Source organism: Arthrobacter sp. StoSoilB20, from assembly GCF_019977295.1.
GTDB lineage: Bacteria > Actinomycetota > Actinomycetes > Actinomycetales > Micrococcaceae > Arthrobacter > Arthrobacter nicotinovorans_A.
On sequence record NZ_AP024651.1, the window covers coordinates 3,077,587 to 3,099,453 of the forward strand.

Genomic DNA, 21,867 nt, shown 5'->3' on the forward strand with positions numbered 1-21,867 from the left:
CCTGCCACCGCTGCGCCCGGTTTGGGTGCTTACCCACTTCAACGGGGATTCCTCCGCCCGTAGTCCTTGGCGCAGTATGCCGTGGGTGAACGGGGTCACGGGGATCCAGCGGGTAGGGTTCGGCACTTCCCTGCGGGTCCTGTCCTTCCGGACTCTGTCTCCGGATCTTCCCCTTCCCGCTCCCGCTCCGGACATGGGAAAACCCCCGGATCACGAGGATCCGGGGGCTTTCCTTGGGGTGGAGATGGGGGGAATTGAACCCCCGTCCGATGTCGTTTTGTCAGGGCTTCTCCGGGCGCAGTTCGCGTCGGATTTTCTCGGCCCCAGCCATCCTGCGAACAGGTGGCTGATCCGGGCCCAGTCATCTAAGAGTCCCGTTTACCTCAATGACGAAGGCAAACAGCAGTGGCTATCTAAATGACGCCAGGAACCGGGGCGATAGCAACCCCGGGCTGACGGACTGTCTTACTGCTTAGGCAGCGAGAGCGAAGTCAGTGCGCTTAGATTCGGCACTTATTGGTTTGCAGACAGCGTTTACGAGATAATTCTGCATCCTCGGCCCGCTTCACCTGTCGCGACTAACATCGTCGAAACCGATCATCCCCGTATTTTGTTACCAAACCCGATGGAAGCCTCGATTACTTCGAGTTCCCTTCGGACTATCCATCATAACGCATCCACACGGCGGTACATTCCCTACCGGCGGTTGCGTTCCCGCAGTTCACGCAGCGATTCACGCTTGTCCTGCTGTTCACGCAGGGTTTGACGCTTGTCGTAGTCCTTCTTACCGCGGGCAATGGCGATTTCCACTTTGGCCCGTCCGTCCAGGAAGTAGAGCTGGAGCGGTACCACGGTGAAACCCGACTCGCGGATCTTCTGCGAGATTTTGTCCAATTCCTCGCGATGAAGCAAGAGCTTACGACGCCGGCGCGCGGCATGGTTCGTCCAGCTCCCTTGGTGATACTCAGGGATATGGATACCTTCCATCCACAACTCATCGTTGTAGAAGGTGCAAAAGCCGTCCACCATGGAGGCATGCCCCTCGCGGAGGGACTTCACCTCGGTTCCCATGAGGGCGATACCGGCCTCATAGGTGTCCAGGACATGGTAGTTATGCCGGGCCTTCCGATTGGTGGCCACTACCTTACGGCCACTTTCCTTGGGCACGGTAGAACTCCTTGTTAGATGCGGATTTCAACTAGTGTACGCCAGCGGCGAGGCAGCCCCGCGCCGTTGGGTGCCCTAGAGAAGGTTCATGGGATCCACGGCGGAACCGTTCAACCACGTTTCGAAGTGTGCGTGGCATCCGGTCGAGTTGCCGGTGCTTCCCGAGTAGGCGATAAGTTGGCCGGCCGAGACCCGCTGGCCGTTTGAGACCACAATGCTGCTGTTGTGGTAGTAGATGGTGGTCAGTGAATTCCCCTGGACCACTCCGTGGGACAACTTCACGCGCCATCCGCCACCATCGGCCGAGTTCCACCCGGAATTGAAGACCTCCCCTGCAGCCGCTGCGTAGACGGGAGTACCGCAGGCCGCACCGAAGTCGATGCCCGTGTGCATGTACCCGCCGGTACCGTAAAAGTCGATAGTCCCTGGGGGCGTTGCGCGCCAACCGAATCCGGACGTGATGGGAACGTAGCTGGCAAAGGGGTGACGCAGTCCGAACGCGGACGGTGAACCCGCTGCCGGCGGAACATAGGGCTGTTCCGGCGGAGCAGGCCGGCCCTGGGCTGCAGCGGCAGCCGCCGCGGCAGCAGCAGCTTCTTCAGCGAGACGGCGTTGCTCGGCTTCCCACGCTTCCCTGAGTTTCCGGTCGCGCTCCACGATCTCAGCAGCTACGGTGTTCTGCTCAGCCTTCACCCGGGCCAGGTTGGCTTCAATTCCCGGCTTTGCCGCTTGCAGCTGCCCGTTGAGGCGGGTGGTGTCCTCGATGAGCTTATCGACTTCGGCCTTCTTGTTCGCAGCCTCGTCCCTTGCCGATTTCTCGCGTTGCAGCGCAGCGTCTGCTTTAGCTTTGAGGTCCTGGATCTCTTCCTCGACCGCTACGAGCCTTGCCTGGGAATTGACGTTGGTGGCGTTCTGCTGGGTGAGCTTGGTCATCGCAGCGTTCTGGCTGCGCATGGCTTGGTCGGCCAAGTCCATGGACTCGGTCAGGTTACCCGATTCGCTGGATCCGAAGAGAAGGGCGATGTTCGTGGGGACGCCGCCGGACTTGTACGCCTGGGACGCTATCTGGCCGATCAGCTTCTTGGTGTCGGTGATCTTCTGCTTATCACTTTCCAACTGCTCGGTGATCTTGGCCTTGTTTTGCTGGGCAAGTTCGACCCTGGCCGCCAAAGCTTCAACTTCCTTAACCGCGCTTGCCACCCGTCCCTGCGCTTCAAGCAAAGCCTGCTGGGCACCGGGAAGGCGGCCTTGGTAAATGACGAGGTCGCCGGCGGCCTTGGCGATGTTGGCATCAACAAATTCCAGGGATGCCTGGACCCTTGCAGCTTCGGCTTCAAGCGCGGCTTGCTGGTCTTCAAGGTTGTCGGCCCGGGCAGCGGGAGCGCCCGACAGGAGGCTGACAGCCAGGCCCACTGCGAGCACGGCACCCATAATCCGAGCATTGCCCGACGCGAGCCGCCGGCGCAGGGAGATCGGGTCCAACGCGGTCATCAGGAGTCCTTTTCGATTGTCAGCATGAAGGGTGATCGGGCTTTGGCGGTCATCGCTAGACCTTCAAGTATCGCCGGAGGGTCAAAAGAGAGGATATCCCGGCCAGGCCTGCACCCAAGGCAATCAGCACAGGCGCAATCACCAGTACTTGGGCAGAGGAAATAAAGGGAGTGTTGAGGAACTGTGTCGACAGTTCGCCGTTCAGCCAGAAATGCGCCATCAACCAGAGCGTCACCGAGGCGAGGACCGCCCCCACCACGGCAGCGATTACGCCCTCCAGGATGAAGGGCAGCTGGATGACTGTCTTGGAAGCACCGACAAGCCGCATGATCCCGGTTTCCCGCCGTCGACTGAAGGCGGAGAGCCGGATGGTTGTGGTGATCAGCAGGACCGCGCAGAAGATCATGACTACTGCTACGCCCATCGCAGCCACAGACGCCCCATTCATCCAGGAGAAGATGCGTTCAAGGACCTGCCGTTGGTCGCTCACCGTCTCGACGCCAGGCTGTGACGAGAACGTCTCACTGATGATCTGGTACTTTTCCGGGTTCTTCATATTGATCCGGAACGAAGCAGGAAGTTGGTCCTCGGAGACTGAGTCAACAATCGGCGAATTCGAGAACTGTTCCTTGAAGTGTGTGTAGGCCTCAGCCTGGGATTCAAACTGGAAATCGTTGATGTATTGCTTGACGGCCGGAGATTCGAGCATTGCCTGCAGGTTCTCCTGCTGCTCCTTGGTGGCCGGACCGGAAGCGCAGCCGACCGCCGTCGAACCGTCGTTGCAGAGGAAAACGGCCACCTGGACTTTGTCGTACCAGTAGCCCTTCATCTGGGTGATCTGCATCTGCAGCATTCCCGCCGCACCTACGAACGTGAGGGAAACAAAGGTCACCAGCACTACGGAGATGACCATGGAAAGGTTCCGGCGCAGTCCGCTGCCGATTTCCCCGAGGATAAACAGGAGCCTCACAGCTGCGCCCCCTGTGCACGGTCGAGTTCCTCGCCGCTGGCATCCCGCAGGCGGCGTGATTCACCAACCACCGGAATCATGGAGGTGTAGAGCGCCTTGGCTTCGTCTCTGATGACCTTGCCGTTCTTGAGCTCCACCACGCGGCGGCGCATTTCATTGACGATGTCGTCGTCGTGCGTTGCCATGACCACGGTGGTGCCATTCTGATTGATCTTGTCCAGGACCCCCATGATGCCCATCGAGGTGATGGGGTCAAGGTTGCCGGTCGGTTCGTCCGCCAGCAGGATGCCGGGACGGTTCACGACGGCGCGGGCGATCGCCACGCGCTGCTGCTCACCACCTGACAACTCATGGGGCATGCGGCGTTCCTTGCCCTCCAGCCCCACGGTCTTGAGGACTTCAGGAACTGTTTCGCGGATGATCGAGCGGCTCTTGCCGATGACCTGCATCGCGAAGGCAACGTTGGCAAAGACGTTCTTCTGCGGGAGCAGCCGGAAATCCTGGAAGACAACGCCGATGCCGCGACGAAGCTTGGGTACACGCCAGCTCGAAATGTTCGCAACGTTCTGCCCGGCAACGTAGACAGATCCGGACGAGGCTTTGTCTTCCTTCAGGATCAAGCGAAGAAAAGTGGACTTGCCCGAGCCCGACGCACCTACGAGGAAGGTGAATTCGCCGCGGTTGATCTCAAGGCTGACAGAGTCGAGCGCCGGTCGGGCATTCTGCTCGTAGACCTTGGTGACATTCTCAAATCTGATCATGGCCCTTTAGAACCCCGCCGGACATGACATAGTCGCCCAGTCCAACAGCCGGAGCGCGGGCTTTCGATGGGGGAAGTGAGAGCACCGGCCACTCGACTATACGCACGCACATGCCGGGTTTAGCTGGCTTTGGCAGGCGTGTCGCGGAATCCGGCGCCCGGCATGACCGGATGCCGGCCCGGGAATCCCCGAGGTTGGTTCGCCGTTTGGCTGCCGGGTCCTGGTTGGCTGCCGGGCCCTCGTTGGCTGCCGGGTCCTGGTTGGCTGCCGGGGTCCTAGTTGGCTGCCGCGTTGCGGTTGCCGGTGCGCCAGCGGATTCCAGCGTCTATGAAGTCGTCGATGTCGCCATCAAGCACAGCCGAGGTGTTGCCCACTTCATGCTCCGTGCGCAGGTCCTTTACCATCTGGTACGGGTTGAGGACATAGGAGCGCATCTGGTCGCCCCAGGACGCTTTGACGTCCCCGGCCAATGCCTTCTTTTCGGCGTCCTGCTGTTCCTTCTTGACCAACAGGAGGCGGGACTGAAGCACCCGCATGGCCGCTGCCCGGTTCTGAAGCTGTGACTTTTCGTTCTGCATCGAGACCACAATGCCAGTAGGGATGTGCGTCAACCGGACTGCCGAGTCAGTTGTGTTTACCGACTGGCCACCTGGCCCCGAGGAGCGGAAGACGTCCACGCGGATTTCGTTGTCCGGTATTTCAATGGAGTCCGTCTGTTCAATCAACGGAATGACTTCCACTGCCGCGAAGGACGTTTGCCGGCGGCCCTGATTGTCGAACGGGCTGATTCGGACCAAACGGTGTGTTCCCGCTTCAACGCTCAAAGTGCCGAACGCGTACGGAGCCTTGACCTCGAACGTGGCGGATTTAAGCCCCGCTTCCTCGGCATAGGAAGTATCCATGACCGTTGTCGGGTACCCGTGGCGTTCGGCCCAGCGCAGGTACATCCGCATCAGCATTTCGGCGAAATCTGCCGCATCCACGCCACCGGCACCTGCACGGATGGTTACCACAGCTTCGCGTTCGTCGTACTCGCCCGACAACAGCGTGGTGATTTCGAGTTCCGCCAGCGCTTTGCGAATGGACGACAACTCCTTTGCAGCCTCTGCCATGGAGTCGTCGTCGCCCTCGTCCTGGCCCAGTTCCACCAGGACTTCCAGATCATCGATCCGGGAAGCGAGCTTGGAAAGACGCTCAACTTCGGACTGGCGGTGCGACAACCTCGAGGTGATCACCTGGGCGGAAGCCGGGTCGTCCCAAAGGTCCGGGGCTCCGGCTTGCTCGCTCAGTTCAGCGATCTCAGCTTTAAGGGCATCAACATCGGTGACATTCTCGATGGAGCTGTAAGTTGCGCGAAGTGCGCGGATTTCTGCGGGAAAATCTATCTCAGCCATGGTCATCCCAGCGTACGCTATCGATCGTGCTCCCCCGACGGCCCGTTCTTTCATGCCGGACCATTACTGGCTCAGCGATGACCGGGCTACAGACCGCGCCTCAACCAGGATTCCATCGGGCAGGAGGAAACTGATCACGGGAGGATGGGCCACAGCGGTGACCACCACTACGGCCGTACCCCCTGGCTCGCTGCCAGTACGGCCGTCCAACGTAAGCCGGTCATGACGGGAAGAGGCGCCACTGGTGGCCAGGTAGGACGCAGCCCCGGCGCGCACCCGCTCGTCCACCAACGAAAGGCCGGGCCGGCTCCCGGCTCCCAGATCGGCCACCACAAAGGAGCCGGCAGCGGCCAGGGCAGCTCCGTCCGCCAGGGACAAAAGCTTCTTGTGCTCCAGGTAGACCGCCGAGACTGCCATGACCACCGTTGCCAGAAGGAGCGCCAGCACAACGAAGCCGATGATGAGAACGGCGATCTGGCCTTCTTCCGGTGACTTGCCCGTCGGAGGCCACCAGCCGCGACGGTGGGGCGATGTCACTGGTACTGCCCCACAACCTGGGTCGACGACGCACTCAGCCGGGCGGCGTTCATCTGCAGCGGGTCCGCGAATGGCACCAGTGGCAGAGCTATATCCAAACGAACGGTCACCGTCACGTGCGCTCCTGCAGACAAGCAGTCGACTCGATCGCATGCGATGTCAACACCGGCTTCGTCCGCTGTGTGACCGTAGTCCTTAATGGCCAGAAGAACCGTGTCTTCAGCTGCAGCCCTCGCGCTCTGTGCGTCCGTACGATTCACAAACACCTTGGCGGCCTGGTCGGCAGCCCCTACCACCGCAAATGCCCCTCCTTGGATCTGGCCCACCGTGACGACAAAGTAGACCACCGGAACCATGAGCAGTACCGCCAGGAACGTAAATTCCACCACGGCGCTGCCCCTTTGTCCCTGTAAAGCCGCCCAGCTGTCACAGACCGTCCCAGCCGTGGGGACGGGACGGCACACTGCCTCACGAAACCTTCGCAGGAAGGAGTCCTGCACACTCATGAGTGCCTTAGCCGGCGAGCGCCGCATGCCCCTTCACCTCCAGCACTCCACCCGGACCCACCAGCCCGACTACAGGCAGCGGTGCCTTCACCGTCACCTCCAAGGCAAGAACGCCCTCGACAGTGACGATGGAAGAAGAAACGTCCTGCGAGTAATCGCTGTTCAACGCCGTCTGAATCAGTTCAGTGGTCCGCACTTGGGCATCGGCCTGCGTGCGGTCCGCAAGCGCTCCGTAAGCCGCGCCGGAAGCCGCGGCGTCAATGAGCGTGTTGCGTATATGAAGCACCAAGGTCAGCTGAATGACCGCCATGAAGAACACAGTCAGCAACGCCCCGACCAAGACAAAGTCCACAACGGCTGAGCCGCGCTCTTCCGGGACTCCCGGCGGCCGATCCATGGCAAAAGATGCAGCAACGGCGGGGCTGCACCACATTCCCTACTTGCCCACCTTGCTCATTGCCTGCTCAAACATCCCGCTCAGTGCCGGTGTGGCAACGGCAAGAAGTCCGGCGACAAGAATGGCGGACATCAGTGTGATCATGACCCAACCGGGAACGTCACCCCGATCACGGTCTTCGTGACGGGGTATCGCCCTCAGGGTGATCGCCGTCAGCCACGGGATGCAGCCAAGGACCAGGATCGAAGCTGTGGACAGTCTTCCTGCAATGTGATTCATGGGTTCCGTTCGGGTAGTAGTGCGGTGCGGATACATTTGTGGTTTGGGCAGATGCGGTTGTGGGCGCTCAAAGGATCATTTCGAAGGCGGCAATTGCCGGGAAGGCAGCAAAAATGACCGTGAGCGGGAGCACCCCGAACACAACGGGCACCATCATGGCTATCTCCTTTTTGCCTGCCGACTCCATGAGCTCGCGCTTGGCGGAGTCGCGGACATCCGCGGCCTGGGCCCGGAGGACATCGGCGAGGGGCGTTCCCCTCTCCACTGCGACCACGAGGCCGTCAAAGAACCTGACCAGGGGCGGCAGCTCCGACCTGGTGGAGAAAGCCTGCAGCGCCTCGGGCAGGGACTTACCGGAGCGGGCATCCGCGAGGACCAAGGCAAATTCTGCAGAGAGTTCCCCGCTGGAACTGCGGCTCACCCTGTCCATTGCTCCCATGGCACTCTCACCTGCTGCAACGGCGAGCGCCATCAACTCTGCGAGGCTCGGAAATTCTGAGAGCATCGCCGATTCCCGCTTCCTGATGCGTTGACCCAAAACGTAATCGCGGAGCAAGTACCCGCCCGCTGCGCCGGAGATGACACAAACCAGAAGGAACGGCGGGCTGAACTGGCCGGCTGCGGCGCTGGCCACTACGGCGCTGGCCACTACAAGGACAAGGGCAGCCACAAAGCCTGCGCCGGCCCACAGGAGCTGCTCTGCCCGGAAGTCCAAGGGGGATTTCGAAGAACCTGACCGCGCCAACCTCTTGGCCACTGCTGCGGTTCCGACGTTGAACCTCGACAGGTATCTGACGGCGTCACCGATGATCGGGCGAACTATCCTTTCCAGCGGCCCAAAAGGTGTGAGGTTGTGGGTTGCCGTACGGAGCAGCCGCGATTCGAGGTTCCTGGACCTTAGTTGGGCCTCGATCCGATCAGAGAAGCTGTTCCCGCGCATGAAGGGTAACCGAACCAGGATCAACCAGCAGCCCGCCCCAAGAAGCAGCCCGCAGAGCACGGCGAACGCAGTGTTGGTGCTCATCGAAACACCCGCTGGTCCTCGGGCAATGCGCCAACACGCAGCATCACCGAATAGCTGAGGACTGATACCAGCAGGCCGCCGAGCAGGACCACGACCCCTGTGGCCGAGTTATAGGCCTGCATCGCTTCCGGTCGGCTTGCCATAACCACCAGGACGATCCATGGTGCTGCCACCGAAAGGCGTGCGGCGTTGATTGTCCATGACTGGCGGGCTTCGAGTTCACTTCGAGTGCGTGCACTATCCCTCAGGAACCCCGAGAGCGTTCCCAGCATCCGCCCCAGATCCGAGCCACCTACTTCGCGTGTCATTCGGAGGGCTTCGATGATGCGGTCCGCCACAGGGTCTGCAAGCCGTGCTTTCAACCTGTTCAACGCGGCTTCGAACTGTCCGCCGGACCTGTAGTCCGCCCCAAAGTCCAGGAACAGCGGGCGAAGTTCCTCCGGTCCCTTGTAGCCCAGTTGGATGAGCGCTTCGGGGAGGGCAAGACCGGCCCGGATGGCTGAGCGCAAGTGGTCTACAACGTCCGGCCACAATTGCCGGAGCGCTGCCCGGCGCTTGCGCGCCCGCCGACGGACCGCAGCGAAGGGAACCCACGAACCAAAGAGGCCGAAGCAGGCGGCCACCGGCGGTGATCCAGTGAGGACAAAGAAGACCAGCAGCGCCAGAAGACCGACGCCGGCGCAGGTGAGGAGAAGTCCCCCACCCGTCACTTTTTCGATGCCCGCTGAGGTGAGCAGGAGCTCCAGGCGACCAGGAACACTTTCCTTGGGGGCCGTCGGCGGCATGGCCCACGCGGACCACCAGACGAGGAAGACGCCCAGGCCAAGGAGGATGCCAAGGAGGGACCCCATCAGTTCAGTTCCAGCAGTGCGGCGACGTCGAAGCCCGCCCGGGCAAACTTCTCCGCGGAAGGCATGGAGTTTGCCCGCGGCAGCAGTTGTGAACCAACCATGCCAAACACACCGGAAGACTCGATGATTCCGTTTTCGACCCTCCGTCCGAGGGACAGAATCTCGGTCACCTGCCTGCGTCCCGTTGAATGGCGGCTGCAATGAACCACGAGATCGATGCATGAGGCCACTGTGGGCACCACGAAGGCACTGGATATGTTTGCCCCCGCCAGGAGCGGGAGTGTGCAGATCTTGGTCACGGCATCGTGGGCTGAATTGGCATGGACAGTGCACATACCCGGCAGGCCGGAGTTGAGGGCAATGAGCATGTCCAGGCTTTCCGCTTCACGGACCTCTCCCACTACCAACCGGTCCGGACGCATCCTTAATGCTTCTTTGACCAACCGCCGCAGTGGGATCTCCCCTTCTCCTTCCAGGTTGGGTTGCCGGCATTGCAAGCCAACGACGTCGCGCAAGGGAAGTTGCAATTCAAAGATCTCTTCCACCGTGACCACACGTTCACGGGAACCTATGTGCGCCGCCAGGCAGTTCAACATGGTTGTCTTCCCTGCTTGCGTGGCACCTGAAACGAGGATGTTGAGTCCGCTGGCCACAGCTGCGCCCAGAAAGCGCGCTGCTTGGGGCGTGAGGCTTCCAAGTTCGACAAGATGCTCCAGCCGGCTTGCCCGTGCAATGAACTTCCGGATATTGACCGCCCAGTGCTTCCGGGTGATGTCCGGGATGGCGACGTGCAACCGTGAACCGTCGGGAAGGGCGGCATCGACGAACGGCGAGGACAGGTCCAGCCTGCGTCCTGAACTCTTGAGCATTCTTTCCACAAGGTCCCTGACCTGCTGCTCGGTGAGGCTGATGGCTGTCAGTTCGGATTCGCCGTTGCGGGCAACGAAGACCTCGTGCGGCGCATTGATCCATACCTCTTCAATGGCGGCGTCGTCCAGGAGCGGCTGCAGCGGTCCGAAACCGGCGACGGCGTCGAAGATATGCCGGCGGGCTGTCTCGAGGTGGCCCAGGGAAGGCAGTGGACCCAGCAGCGCCCGCTCGTCGTAGTCATTGACTGCCGCTTCCACCAGAAGTTTCACGTCCGAGGCCTGTTCGAGGGGATCCAGCCCCCTGCGCCGGATAAGCTCCCGGACTTCTCCCTCAACAATCGTTACAGCGTCCACTTCTTCCCCAACCACCACAAAGCGTCCCAAAACGAGAGGAGCCTCCCGCCTCACCCACGCTAAGTGAGCACCAACACCCCTTCAACCCGGTGGAGGAGGTATGTGGATAAGTGAGGATCAGCAGTCACCTCAGCAACCTCAATCCCACTAGTCACTCCAGTTTCAGGATGTTAGGGTAAAGCCCGTTAGGAGCTGGCCTTTGGTCTCATGCGCAAGCGCCCGCCCCGGAGCTTGTCCGCAAGCCACCCCATGCGCCGCTGAGCCGCGGTACAGGGCCGGATATGAAGATGAAAAGACGTTCAAGTGAACCGTCCCGCCGCACCAGGCTGGCCCGGGCCGGCATAGCGCTGACGATCGCCCTCGCAGCAGGCTCTTGCCTGGGATCACCGGCTTGGGCGGAGACCCCCGGACCGCGTCCAGCTCCACCATCGGAGGCTCAGTCAGAAAGTCCGGGGCAGGGACCCCAACCGGTTAACGGCCCCTCCCCCGCGACCAGCCCTGGCAGTGAACCCTCCGCGACGACGCCACAGGCGCCGGGGCAGCAGCAGCCGATACCCGCCGTCGTGCCTTCACCCGCTGAACTGCCGCTTCCCGCGGCCGGATCCGGCAGCGCGTCCGGGGAGCAGCCGACCGGGAAACAGGCCATGCCCGACAACGCACCTGACGCAGAAGCGATGAAAGCTGCGATGCGTGCCGCCATCCCGGCAGGCGGAGCGGAAATGGGGCAAAGGTCTCCCCGTGTCCTCGCGGCCAAGCAGGGCAAAGAGGCTTCTGGAGCCCCAGGCTCCCGTGCAGCAGGGGCCACCATCAGCGCCGCCGTGCCCATGGCAGCGGACCCCGGCCACTGGCGGCCCTCCATCGGCGTGGCCGGCCAGGATGTCAGCGCCCACCAAGGGAACGTGAATTGGCAAAGCCAATGGAACCAAGGGTCCCGTTGGGCGTACGTCAAGGCATCGGAAGGCAATTACTACCTCAACGAAAACTACACCCAGCAGTACAACGGATCCCGCAACGTTGGAATGGTGCGCGGCGCCTATCACTTCGCCATCCCCAACTGGTCCTCGGGTGCCGACCAGGCCCGGTATTTCGTGGCCAACGGTGGAGGCTGGACCGATGACGGCTACACCCTCCCACCTGTCCTGGACATCGAATACAACCCCTACGCAGGGCGGACCATCAATGGGTTCTACTTCGGCAACACCTGCTATGACATGTCCAAAGCGCAGTTGGGCCAGTGGGCAGCCGACTTTGGCAACACCGTCAAGGCCCTTACCGGCCGCTTCCCGGTCATTTACAGCACCACGGACTGGTGGAACACGTGCGTTGGCAATACCACCTTCGGCAGCTACCCCCTATGGATCGCTTCCTATTGGAACAACCCCACCAACTCTCCTGGCTCCATGCCGGTCAGTTGGGGCGACTACACCATGTGGCAGTACAGCAGTACCGGTCCTTTCGAGGGCGATTCGAACATCTTCAACGGCAGCTACGACCAACTGCGGACCTTCGCCCGTGGGGTCCCGGATCCCTCAAACCCCTCCATCAAGTCCGCTGCGGACATCCTGACCACCAGCGCGGCAGGACGCCTGGATGCCTTCCCGGCGAACGGAGCCGGCAGAATCACCGGGCCAGTGAACATAGGCTCAGGTTGGTCCGGTGCGAAGGCGCTTTACGTAGTGGACTGGAACCAGGACGGCGTCCAGGACATCCTCTCCCAGTGGTCCGATGGGACTCTTAAGGTTTTCCGTGGCGCTCCCGGAGGTTCTTTCTACGCGCCCATCCAAGTCGGTTCCGGCTGGCAGGAAATGTCCCTGACGGTGGGCTGGTGGAACTACAAGGACGCCTATCCCGGAGTGATCGGACAGGACTACCAAGGCAATCTCTACAGGTACTCGAACACTGCCGGCGGCGGATTGGGGAACGGCGTCCTGATCGGGACCGGCTTCAGTGGCCACCAACTGAACCAGATCGACTTCGACGGAGACGGCAACCAGGACATCGTCACACGCACCACCGATGGAACCCTTCGGCTGTTCCGCTCCAACGGCGTAGGCAGCTTCATCAGCGAGCCCGGACGAGTCATCGGTTCCGGCTGGGGCGGCATGACGGCAGTGAGCTCGTCAACAAACTTCAAGGGCGCGGATTCCCAGGGACTCCACGCCCGGGCATCCAATGGCGACCTTTACTACTACCCGGCCGACTCCGGCTCCTGGGACACCCGCAGCCTCATCGGTGTTGGGTGGGATGACGCAAGCCTCATCAGCGGTGCGCCACTTGATGTTGAGTCGACCCTGGGCATCGACCCGGAGGACATCGTGGCAGTCAGGCCCGACGCCAACCTCTACCGCTACCCGGGCACCGGTACCACTGCGCTGATGCCGGAAGACCTCATCGGCACGGGATGGTCGGGCCTGAAAGCAGGCTTCGTTACAGACTGGAACGGGGACGGAGCCCTGGACATCGTGGCGCAATGGTCCGATGGCCGCTTGACGGTATACCCCGGCAGGAACGGCAGCGGCTTCGGATCGGCGATCTCGCTTGGGAGCAACTGGAAAGACTGGACACTGAGCGTAGGTACGTGGAAGAAAGCTGACGCACACCCCGGGATTGTCGGGTACGACGCCACCGGCCGTTTGTACTACTTCAACAACCCCACGGGAAGAACCGTTTCCACCGGGATATCCATAGGTGTCGGATGGACAGGCATGGAGATCACGCAGGTGGACTTCGACAAGGACTCCAATGCCGACCTCCTTGCCAAAACGAGCACCGGCGATCTCAAGCTGTACCGCTCGAACGGCACCGGAAACTTCATTCAGGAAGCTGCCGGCGTTGTGGGCACCGGGTGGAACGTGATTTCCGGCTTCGGCGCCATCCGCGGTTTCGCAGGAGCGGGCTCATTGGGCATCATCGCCCGGACCACCGACGGGGAATTGCGGTACTACCCCGTGGGCTCCAACAGGTCCTGGGGAACGCCAACCAGAATCGGAACGGGCTGGAGCAGCCTGACAATTCTCTCGCCCGCCGCCAAGTAGCGGGAGGCACTGCAAATAAAGTTGCCGAAGCCGGCCCAGGAATTTCCTGGGCCGGCTTCGGCAATCAATGCAGACACTTCCTAGGCGAGCAAGGCATTCATGGCATTGACCAACGTTGTCTCCACTCCGTTGGTGCCCGCCTTGAAATGTGCCAAATGCCCGTACACCGTCATGGAGCCGCCAGCGATTCCCGGGAAATCAGGTTCCCATCCGCCCTCGTAACTGCCAAGCGGCATAAAGGGCGGGAAAAACTCATTACTTGGAATGTAGCAGCATGATTCATTTGCATATCCGCCAACAATGATTCCGTTGGTACCGCCGTTCCGTCCACGGAAATATGCAGCGTACCCGCTGACGAGTTCACCGCCAATCATGGCGATCTTCAATTGGGGGCTTCCGTTGAATTTCCACACTTGGAAGGGTGAGGGCACGGATGTATCAAAACTGTTGCTGTCGATCCGGCCGATCATGACCTGGGCATGCCGCTGATACCACTGTGGCTGGCCGTTCGGATTGGCAAGGCGGGCTACGTAGGATGCCCGGACTGCAGCCAGGTTGCCTGCTGTCGGGGTGATGTCCAGCGGCAACTGGACCTCTTGGTAGCGCGTAACCATGGGCCCGCTCAAGGCCCGCCCGGCGGATTGCATATTGGTGTGCACGGTGGCGCCCAGGGCATCCCCATGCTGGTCCCGCAGTTGCCAACTGCGAACTCCGCCTGGATCCTGGTCTCCGGCGGGACCCTGGATGAACATCGCAAAGCAATTTGGGTTCCGGTTTTCGATGTAATTGCAGGCTCCCGCGGCAAAGTCGCCGTCAAAGAGTGTTCGAAGCCCGGCGCTGATGGGGTGGCACCCATAGCTGAAGATCACTGCCGCCGGAGTTCCGTTGCCCCTCCGGGCCACAAGAATGGGAACAGCCGTTTCGGTGTACGGCAGCCCTACCCGGTTGGCGGAGAAACTTTGGGACGACACCTTGTAGTCGAAGGTCACGGCCGTTTCATCCGCGTCCAATGCTTCCTGCGCGAGGTTCACAATAGTGTCTTCAAGGTCCGCACTATAGGAACGCACCAAGCCCAGGTCTGCAAGCCCATATGCCATGAATGGGTGGAGCGTATCAATCAGCGCCGGGCCATTGTGCGTATGTGTTGCCTGGATCAGGATGTCGCTGCTGGACCATGGAGCAAGGTCAATGATCCTGTCGCGGATCCGTTGATGCATCGCCCGTGGCAACGCCAGGACATCCAGGCTGATGATGATGTGGGGATTGGCGTCTTCCCAGATAAGAATCGCCCGCGCATACAGCGGTTCAAAGGGCGAACTGCTGGTGGCCTCCCGTCCTCCGTCGGTTGAACCATATCCGGCCATGTAGGGATTGGTGCTCAGCGACGGCGTTATGTCAGCGCTTGCAGTTCCAATTCTGAACGCCATAAAAGATCACTCCTTGATTGTGCGTAACGGGTAATCTTTGTTGGCTTCCCAACAGAATTTCGTTTCCCGGATACGCTGAACAGCCAATACGTGAGACCACTTTCATTAGACCATGTGATCCCGCAGTTTTGTGTGGTTGGAAGGGACTGAATCCGGCTGACGAATCCCCCCGGGGGTGGGAAGATCCTGCCGGTTTTCAGGACTGGCCAGGCGCCGCCGTCTTAAGCCATCTGGTGAGTTGGGCAGCCTGCGGAGCCAGCGGCGCCAAGGTCAAAGCCCCCTTGACCACAGGTATGCCGTAGCCGGCAAGTGAAGCTGACAGCGTTCTGTGGTCCGTTCGGGTACAGGCCTTGATGATGAGCAAGCACAAAGCGGATTCTTGTCCGGACGGAGCTCCTGCGGCAATCGCCGCGTTAACAGCCGCCCGCTCTTCCGGCGTCAGGACGTGCGGGCCGCTTCCGACATAGTCCACTTGGCAGTCGGTGATGTGCATGTACCGGGTGGAAGCCCACACTTCTTCAAGGCTGGAAAACTTGCCAATGAGGCTGCCATCGGCCGCCGTGCAGGTGAATTGGTACCGGATCAAGGGTTCTGGACGCTCAACGGCAACTTTGTCGTCGTTCGCAACGACTGGTGCCATATCGAGTGCGGCTGGTTGGGACGTATCTACTTTGGTTCCTGAACAACCGGCCAGGGCAAGACTTGCCACACCGAGTTGAAGAACACTGCGCCTGCGCATGTTCACCGAGGGATCCCCACTTCATTCGGATGCTCCCCAGCTCCGCATGCATTGGTTATTCGCCCCAAGCCGTTTCCGGCTGCGTCTTAGTACATCTTCCCCCAAATTCCGCATTTGTCACTAGTGAATTTTTGGCCCGGTTGCACTTCCACCGTGGTTCCGGCCTCGATGAGGCTGCCGCTGGCAACAACGGACCCATCGGCAGCGGTGACGGACCAGGTGCATCCGCCGCCCGCATCGGATGGTTTCACCAACTGCAGCTCCCCCGGCTCCACGTCTTCGCCTGCCACATAGGATCCATCACCCACCCGGCCACCTTCTGCCCACGCAGCAAGGATCTTCCCCTGGGGAGCATCCGGACAGAATTCCGCCGCTGCCAGCAATGGCCCCCTGCCTGCTTCGGCAAATCCCCCGGGACCGGTTTCGTCACTGATCCTGGTGCAGAGGCGAAGGACATCCAGCATGGTTGCCAACGCGTCATCAGCCGTCCCTCCTTGGGCGCCGGCTGTTGAAATCGCTTCGGCTTCCCGGGGTGTGGGTTCAAAGGGCCCGTCTGCTGCAAAAGCGACCTCGCACGAATCCAATCGCGTGTAATTGGTGGCAGCCCAGACTTCCGCCAGACTCGACAATTGAACTTCAGGCGAGGCATCAAGGCTCGTGCAACGGTAGGAAAAGCGGCCCGGTTCGTCGTCGCCCGCCGGCGGAGCCTCACCGCGCGGTTTACCGCTGCCCTGGACGTTTCCGCTGGCCGGAGCGGACGACGGCGGCTGGCCGGGTCCGGCGGTGGCGCCTGCACTGCTGGTGGCCGACGACCCGGTTCCTGCGGTTGGTCCGGCCGAAGGCACCGTGCAGGCCGCCAGCACCAACGCCATGGGTACCGCCATCAGGAACAGTCTGCGCATTATGGCCTCCACCTCAATCGTGGGGTGCGCCCGTTGCGTGGTCAAGACTGACTGGTTCCGGGACCCGCTGAGGACATCTTCCGGTTTTGGTAGTGACAAATGTGAAAATTGGTGGAAGATGTACGTAGACGCAGCCGGAAACGGCGTGGGGCGAATAACCAATGCATGCGGAGCTGGGGAGCATCCGAATGAAGTGGGGATCCCTCGGTGGACACGCGCAATCGCAGTGTTCTTCAGCTTGGTTTGGCATGTCTTGCCTTCGCCGGTCGCTCAAGAACCGCTCATAAAACTCCTCGTCACCTTTCAGCAGGCCCGGTGGGCGGAAGCCGGCAACGCAACAGGCTCACGGCAATTCTGGCAACGGCCAGCCTGGCAACGGCGGCGCTTACCGGGGTGCTGACGGCGGGCCCGGCTTTTGCGGACCAAGCACGGCAAACTGTGGCCACCGGTCTGACCAATGCTGCCGGCACTGTGGTGGATCCTGCCGGACGCCTGTGGGTTTCCGATGCACGCGCAGGATTCTGTCGCGTAACAGAGGCATCCGGTGCAACCGCGGGTGGACTGGAAACAAACACCTGCCTGGGCGGGACACTTCCAGGTCACGCCAATGGTCCGGCCCTGGCCGGTACGCCGGCCATGATCGATCCCTCCCCTGCCAGCCACGGCAATGGCGACGAAATCGCATTCATTCCTGATGCCGCCGTCGGAAGTTCCGACGTCGTACGGGCGCTCTGGAATACTGGCAGCGGGCTGTTCAAATACGACGGTGCCCTCACCATCTTTGACGGCGACCTGCGGCCTAACGCCGTCAGCGACGGTCCGGACGGCAATATCTACCTCTCGTTCGCCAACGCCCGGTCGATCGTGAAGATCGTGGACCCCACGGCGCTGCATCCGAGCATCGAATCCATCGCATCGGTAAACTCCAAATCCCTCAGCCTTGCGGCCACGCACCGCAACAGCGCGGGGAATGTTGTGGTGTACGTCGCCGAAACTACCGGACTGACAGTATTTACGGCTCCGGACGACGGTGTCCTGACCAACTATGTCCCGACGCCCCTCTATAACGTCGGTAAGCCGACGGCGATCTTCTACGACTGGCAATCACCCCTGGTCCTCTACACGGGAACCGGCGGTGGAACAACCACAGCTGATGCCGGCAAGGACACGATCACCAGGATTGACCTGAGCACGGACACCGTCAACAACCAATGGGCCCTCGGCTTCAGCAAGATCGGTGGCCTGACCATGCGTGATGGCAAACTCCTGGTCATGGAAGACCCGGGACAGCTGGACCCCGCGAAGCCCGCTGAACGCGGCAGGCTGCTCGCCTTGGGAGGCGTTGTTCCATCCATCGTCAGCGGTCCGACGGCGGCAAACGGAACCCAGGCTGCCAACCCCGCCTTCACCAACGATTCCACGCCAACGTTCACGGTAGCCTCAACACCTCCGGGCGGCGCGCTTGAATGCAGTCTGCAGTTGAGCACCGCGACGCCGGTGTGGCAGGTGTGCACCGGCGGAACGTTTACACCGTCCACGGCTCTGGCCAACGGGGCCTACACGTTCTCAGTGCGGGCGGCACCAACCGGCCTCCCGGTATCACGGGCATTCACTGTCGACGTCACGGCTCCTGCAGCCCCGGTTATCACCTCACCTACTGCCAACGCAACCGTCAACGGCTCCCCTGTCCTGGGGGTCACTTCAGATACCGACTCGACCCTGTCCTGCTCGGTGGATTCCACCACGGCTTTTACAGCCTGCAGCAACGGACAGGTCCTGAGCCTGGCCACAGCAGGTCAACATGTGCTGCGGGTTCGGGCCACGGACATGGCAGGCAACGTCAGCCCCGTCGCCTCTGTGACCGTGACTGCCGATCTGACCGCACCCCAGGTATCGATCAGTTCGCCGGCAGAAGGAGCAACGGTGGGCATCTCGCCCTCATTCACCTTCGCTTCAACTGCTACGGACATTGCTGGATTCCGGTGCAAGCTGGGCTCAAATGCCTACACGGCCTGCACCTCGCCCAAGGCCTACACCAACGTTCCAAGCGGTCCCGTCAGCTTCACGGTTGAAGCAAGGGACAACGCAGGAAACACCTCTACTGCCACGAGGAACGTCACCGTGTTTGCCGCCGACACGGCTCCGCCGGTTGTCACTGCGGATCCGGTTGCCGGCACCTACGGCGCTGGTAAGTCCATCACGTTGTCCGTCAATGAGGCCGCCACCATTTACGTCACCACAGATGGTACGACGCCTACGACGTCGAGTCCGGTGTACTCCGGCCCTCTTCCCTTGACCTCCCTGACCCTTAAGTACTTTGCAAGGGATACGGCAGGAAACTCCTCGGCCGTCGCAACCCAGACCTACGTGCTGGACAACACTGCACCCACCCTGACCGTGGCGCCGGCCGCTGGAGGATACGCCTCGGGACAACCAGTGACCATGTCATCGAGCGAACCGGGCAGCATCTTCTACACCACCGATGGCAGCACGCCGGCGACATCTGCCACGGGAAGCACGTCTGCCTACACCAACCCGATCGTGCTGACCGGCAACACCACAGTGAAAGCCGTTGCTGTGGACGCCTACGGAAATGCCTCCGCACTACTCACACGGGTCTACACGGTGCTGGACACAACACCTCCGGTGGTTACGGTGGCACCGCCTGCGGGCAGCTACCCCGCCAACCAGCAAATCACCCTGACGGCAAATGAGGCGGGTGCCAGCATCTACTTCACTACCAACGGCACGAATCCTACGGCTACAGCAGCCAACAAGTACTCCACGGCCATCACGCTGACCGCTGCCATGACGCTGAAGTACTTTGCCGTTGACACCTCGAACAACAGTTCGGCCATCGCAACGCAGGCCTACACCGTGACTGCACCGCCGACGAATACCTGGAAGGACTACACCGGTGATACAAAGAACGACGTCGTGGCACGCGACAACGCAGGAACCCTGTGGCTCTACCCGGGCAACGGTGCCGGAGGTTGGTTGACCCAGCGCTCGCTCGGCACAGGCTGGAACTCATTGAATGCGATCGTCCCCACCAAGGACTTCAATGGTGACGGACGCAGTGACGTCCTGGCACGGGACACCAACGGCGTCCTGTGGCTCTACCCTGGGAATGGGTCAGGAGGCCTCCAGCCCCGGGTCCAGGCCGGCACAGCCTGGGCAGGCATGACACTGATACTGGCACCGGGCGACTTCAGCGGCGACGGAAAGGCCGATGTCATCGCCAGGGACTCTGCCGGAATCCTGTGGCTTTACCGAGGGAACGGCACCGGCGGCTTCGCTTCGAGCGCCCAAATCGGCACCGGATGGAATTCCATGAATGCCATCCTGAGCACCGGTGACTTCAACGGCGACAGCAAGACCGATGTCCTGGCCCGTGACACCTCGGGGATCCTCTGGCTCTACCCCGGAAACGGCACCGGCGGCTGGCTCAGCCGGGTCCAAGTCGGTAGCGGCTGGAGTGGAATGACCGCAATCCTCGGACCGGGCGATTTCAACGGAGACGGCAAGAATGACGTCCTCGCACGTGACGCCGGCGGCAACCTGTTCCTGTACCCAGGGAACGGGACGTCCGGGTGGCTCTCCCGCAGCCAGGTGGGCTGGGGCTGGGGAGGTTTCACTTCCCTGCCGTAGGGAGGTGGGACAACGAGGGGCCCGGACGCTTATGCGTCCGGGCCCCTCCTTGATTCAGCACATGCTTAGGTTCGTTCCTTCATCGGATGCATGGTGGGCCTGTTCGGGCTTGCCTGGATATCCAATTGCAGGGAGACCAGCAGCATCTGGACGCCGAGGACAAAGGGAACCACAGCCAGCATCACTGATCCCGCCGTCGGTGATCCAACGCTTGCTGCAAGCACCCAGATACCGGCCACAAGGCCCATGACGATGAGGGCAATACCGGCGATCAGCAGGAGGGCAACTGCGGAGAACGACCACACCATGTACTTCCACCAGATACGGCGCCAGAAGCCGCCAAAAAGCATGGCAAGAAGTTCAGGAATGACTTTGCGGAGCTTGATGCTGGAGACTTCGTTGCCGTAAACAGCCGGAATCGGAACGTCCACAATCGGTACATCAAGGATGTTGAGGTGGATCAGGAGATCGTTTTCGAAGCTGTAGCGAGCTGCCACCTTATTCATGGGGAGGCGGCGCAGGACCTCGGTGCGAATGGCCGTGTAGCCGTTCTGCGGGTCGAAGATGTGCCAGTAGCCCGAAGCAAGCTTGGTCATGAAGGACAACACAATGTTGCCGAAGATCCGGTAACCCGGCATCCCCGCGAATGATTCACCTGAGAAGAAGCGATTGGCTTTGGCGAATCCGTAACCATCCACCACCGGGTCAAGGAGCTGGGGCAGGTAGTCCGGATCCATCTGGGCGTCACCGGCCATTACCACGTTGATGTCGGCCCCCAGTTCCATGGCGGCCTTGTGCGCCGTCAGGACAGCACCACCAACACCCTGGTTGACTTCGTGGCGGATCAAGGTGACCCTCCCGTCGTCGGCGCGACGTGCAGCCCCCGAGGTATCGTCCGGGCTGCAGTCATCGACGATCACGATGTCATCAACAAAATCAGGCATCGTTTCGATGACCTGTGCAATGTGGTTTTCTTCTTTATAGGCCGGTACTACCGCGGCAATTCGAACGCCTCGATACATCGATTATCCTTCGCTGCTGTTTGGTGTGAGTTTCGGTGTTGGCGCGTCGGTATCCGACTGGCCATCTGAGAGTTCGCTGCCGCTGTCCGTTTGCTTCTTTTGCGGGAAGACCCAGTGCTTGTAAATAAAGTAGTTCCATCCCATGGTCACGATGGTCGCCACCACTTTACCCACCACGTATCCGGCACCGATGAACTGGAACAGCTCAACTATGCCCATCACGGCGAGGGTGTTGAAAACCAGCAGCCCTGAGTAGCGGAGGACGCCGCCCAAAGCTGTTCCTCCGCCGTTGAAGGCAAAGTGTCGCTGCAGGAAGTAGTTGAAGAAGAAGCTGCCCCAGAAGCCTGCGCCGGTCGCCAGCCATAGCGGCCATCCGAAGACCTGGTAGCACAGGGCCAGCAGACCGAGGTCCAGGAGGAAGCTCAGGCCGCCGATCAGGAGGAACTTGAACAGGCTGGACGCCAGGAACTTGGAGATGAATGCCTTCATAA

Annotated in this window: 19 protein-coding genes and 1 other RNA gene; 2 read left to right on the forward strand and 18 right to left on the reverse strand. The window is 61.1% G+C overall.

All coding sequences use genetic code 11. The annotated features are described in order from the left end of the window. Positions 1-236: 236 nt before the first annotated feature. The 13 genes from ssrA to LDN85_RS14005 all read right to left on the reverse strand — a co-directional run bounded on the left by ssrA (position 237) and on the right by LDN85_RS14005 (position 10,600). Positions 237-605, reverse strand: a transfer-messenger RNA (tmRNA) gene (ssrA, locus tag LDN85_RS13945). A 91-nt stretch (positions 606-696) separates the two neighbouring features. Then, on the reverse strand, positions 697-1,167 hold the full coding sequence (gene smpB, locus LDN85_RS13950) for an SsrA-binding protein SmpB (protein ID WP_026540087.1): 471 nt from the start codon (positions 1,165-1,167) through the stop codon (positions 697-699). A 75-nt stretch (positions 1,168-1,242) separates the two neighbouring features. Beyond that, complete coding sequence (locus LDN85_RS13955) at positions 1,243-2,658, reverse strand: M23 family metallopeptidase (RefSeq protein ID WP_026540086.1); 1,416 nt, start codon at positions 2,656-2,658, stop codon at positions 1,243-1,245. Positions 2,659-2,713: 55 nt separating this feature from the next. Continuing rightward, entirely contained in the window at positions 2,714-3,628 is a 915-nt protein-coding gene (ftsX, locus tag LDN85_RS13960; RefSeq protein WP_026540085.1) for a permease-like cell division protein FtsX, read from the reverse strand. Beyond that, the gene (gene ftsE / locus LDN85_RS13965) at positions 3,625-4,389 is read right to left on the reverse strand and encodes a cell division ATP-binding protein FtsE (protein ID WP_026540084.1); all 765 of its coding nucleotides are present in this window, start codon (positions 4,387-4,389) and stop codon (positions 3,625-3,627) included. Before ftsE ends, ftsX begins: the two co-directional genes overlap by 4 nt. A 275-nt stretch (positions 4,390-4,664) precedes the next feature. Further along, the gene (gene prfB, locus LDN85_RS13970) at positions 4,665-5,783 is read right to left on the reverse strand and encodes a peptide chain release factor 2 (RefSeq protein ID WP_026540083.1); all 1,119 of its coding nucleotides are present in this window, start codon (positions 5,781-5,783) and stop codon (positions 4,665-4,667) included. A 63-nt stretch (positions 5,784-5,846) separates the two neighbouring features. Then, positions 5,847-6,320 (reverse strand): pilus assembly protein TadG-related protein, encoded by a 474-nt coding sequence (locus LDN85_RS13975; RefSeq protein WP_223943347.1) that lies wholly within the window; start codon positions 6,318-6,320, stop codon positions 5,847-5,849. After that, positions 6,317-6,709 (reverse strand): hypothetical protein, encoded by a 393-nt coding sequence (locus LDN85_RS13980; protein WP_309803149.1) that lies wholly within the window; start codon positions 6,707-6,709, stop codon positions 6,317-6,319. The genes LDN85_RS13975 and LDN85_RS13980 overlap by 4 nt, the downstream gene beginning before the upstream one ends. A 124-nt stretch (positions 6,710-6,833) precedes the next feature. Next, positions 6,834-7,223, reverse strand: a complete 390-nt coding sequence (locus LDN85_RS13985) for a TadE family protein (protein ID WP_026540080.1) — start codon at positions 7,221-7,223, stop codon at positions 6,834-6,836. Between the two features lie 39 nt (positions 7,224-7,262). Next, on the reverse strand, positions 7,263-7,502 hold the full coding sequence (locus LDN85_RS13990; protein ID WP_026540079.1) for a hypothetical protein: 240 nt from the start codon (positions 7,500-7,502) through the stop codon (positions 7,263-7,265). Between the two features lie 67 nt (positions 7,503-7,569). Further along, entirely contained in the window at positions 7,570-8,526 is a 957-nt protein-coding gene (locus tag LDN85_RS13995) for a type II secretion system F family protein (protein WP_026540078.1), read from the reverse strand. Further along, on the reverse strand, positions 8,523-9,377 hold the full coding sequence (locus LDN85_RS14000; protein ID WP_026540077.1) for a type II secretion system F family protein: 855 nt from the start codon (positions 9,375-9,377) through the stop codon (positions 8,523-8,525). Before LDN85_RS14000 ends, LDN85_RS13995 begins: the two co-directional genes overlap by 4 nt. Next, positions 9,377-10,600 (reverse strand): ATPase, T2SS/T4P/T4SS family, encoded by a 1,224-nt coding sequence (locus LDN85_RS14005; RefSeq protein ID WP_026540076.1) that lies wholly within the window; start codon positions 10,598-10,600, stop codon positions 9,377-9,379. The genes LDN85_RS14000 and LDN85_RS14005 overlap by 1 nt, the downstream gene beginning before the upstream one ends. A gap of 644 nt (positions 10,601-11,244) precedes the next feature. Between LDN85_RS14005 and LDN85_RS14010 the strand changes: the two genes are divergently transcribed. Continuing rightward, entirely contained in the window at positions 11,245-13,635 is a 2,391-nt protein-coding gene (locus tag LDN85_RS14010; protein ID WP_223943348.1) for a GH25 family lysozyme, read from the forward strand. An 80-nt stretch (positions 13,636-13,715) separates the two neighbouring features. Here LDN85_RS14010 and LDN85_RS14015 read toward each other — a convergent pair whose 3' ends face one another. The 3 genes from LDN85_RS14015 to LDN85_RS14025 all read right to left on the reverse strand — a co-directional run bounded on the left by LDN85_RS14015 (position 13,716) and on the right by LDN85_RS14025 (position 16,703). Continuing rightward, on the reverse strand, positions 13,716-15,062 hold the full coding sequence (locus LDN85_RS14015; protein ID WP_223943349.1) for a hypothetical protein: 1,347 nt from the start codon (positions 15,060-15,062) through the stop codon (positions 13,716-13,718). 196 nt (positions 15,063-15,258) lie between these two features. Further along, positions 15,259-15,702: a hypothetical protein gene (locus tag LDN85_RS14020; RefSeq protein WP_223943350.1), complete on the reverse strand. Its 444-nt coding sequence runs from the start codon at positions 15,700-15,702 to the stop codon at positions 15,259-15,261. A 185-nt stretch (positions 15,703-15,887) separates the two neighbouring features. Then, complete coding sequence (locus LDN85_RS14025; RefSeq protein ID WP_051421467.1) at positions 15,888-16,703, reverse strand: hypothetical protein; 816 nt, start codon at positions 16,701-16,703, stop codon at positions 15,888-15,890. Between the two features lie 315 nt (positions 16,704-17,018). Here LDN85_RS14025 and LDN85_RS14030 point away from each other — a divergent pair, with 315 nt between their 5' ends. Next, positions 17,019-20,354 carry a chitobiase/beta-hexosaminidase C-terminal domain-containing protein gene (locus LDN85_RS14030; RefSeq protein WP_223943351.1) on the forward strand — a complete coding sequence of 1,112 codons (3,336 nt, stop codon included), beginning with the start codon at positions 17,019-17,021 and terminating at the stop codon, positions 20,352-20,354. Positions 20,355-20,419: 65 nt separating this feature from the next. Here LDN85_RS14030 and LDN85_RS14035 read toward each other — a convergent pair whose 3' ends face one another. Then, entirely contained in the window at positions 20,420-21,376 is a 957-nt protein-coding gene (locus LDN85_RS14035) for a glycosyltransferase family 2 protein (RefSeq protein ID WP_026540071.1), read from the reverse strand. A gap of 3 nt (positions 21,377-21,379) precedes the next feature. Next, complete coding sequence (locus LDN85_RS14040) at positions 21,380-21,865, reverse strand: GtrA family protein (RefSeq protein ID WP_026540070.1); 486 nt, start codon at positions 21,863-21,865, stop codon at positions 21,380-21,382. Positions 21,866-21,867: the final 2 nt, after the last annotated feature.

Coding starts and splice junctions, on each gene's coding strand:
- LDN85_RS14010 (WP_223943348.1), top strand. CDS start 11,245: ATGCCCGACAACGCACCTGACGCAGAAGCGATGAAAGCTGCGATGCGT.
- ftsE (WP_026540084.1), bottom strand. CDS start 4,389: ATGATCAGATTTGAGAATGTCACCAAGGTCTACGAGCAGAATGCCCGA.
- LDN85_RS14015 (WP_223943349.1), bottom strand. CDS start 15,062: ATGGCGTTCAGAATTGGAACTGCAAGCGCTGACATAACGCCGTCGCTG.
- LDN85_RS13955 (WP_026540086.1), bottom strand. CDS start 2,658: ATGACCGCGTTGGACCCGATCTCCCTGCGCCGGCGGCTCGCGTCGGGC.
- LDN85_RS13985 (WP_026540080.1), bottom strand. CDS start 7,223: ATGGATCGGCCGCCGGGAGTCCCGGAAGAGCGCGGCTCAGCCGTTGTG.
- LDN85_RS14020 (WP_223943350.1), bottom strand. CDS start 15,702: ATGGCACCAGTCGTTGCGAACGACGACAAAGTTGCCGTTGAGCGTCCA.
- prfB (WP_026540083.1), bottom strand. CDS start 5,783: ATGGCTGAGATAGATTTTCCCGCAGAAATCCGCGCACTTCGCGCAACT.
- LDN85_RS14025 (WP_051421467.1), bottom strand. CDS start 16,703: ATGCGCAGACTGTTCCTGATGGCGGTACCCATGGCGTTGGTGCTGGCG.
- LDN85_RS14035 (WP_026540071.1), bottom strand. CDS start 21,376: ATGTATCGAGGCGTTCGAATTGCCGCGGTAGTACCGGCCTATAAAGAA.
- LDN85_RS13990 (WP_026540079.1), bottom strand. CDS start 7,502: ATGAATCACATTGCAGGAAGACTGTCCACAGCTTCGATCCTGGTCCTT.
- LDN85_RS13995 (WP_026540078.1), bottom strand. CDS start 8,526: ATGAGCACCAACACTGCGTTCGCCGTGCTCTGCGGGCTGCTTCTTGGG.
- LDN85_RS14040 (WP_026540070.1), bottom strand. CDS start 21,865: ATGAAGGCATTCATCTCCAAGTTCCTGGCGTCCAGCCTGTTCAAGTTC.
- LDN85_RS14000 (WP_026540077.1), bottom strand. CDS start 9,377: ATGGGGTCCCTCCTTGGCATCCTCCTTGGCCTGGGCGTCTTCCTCGTC.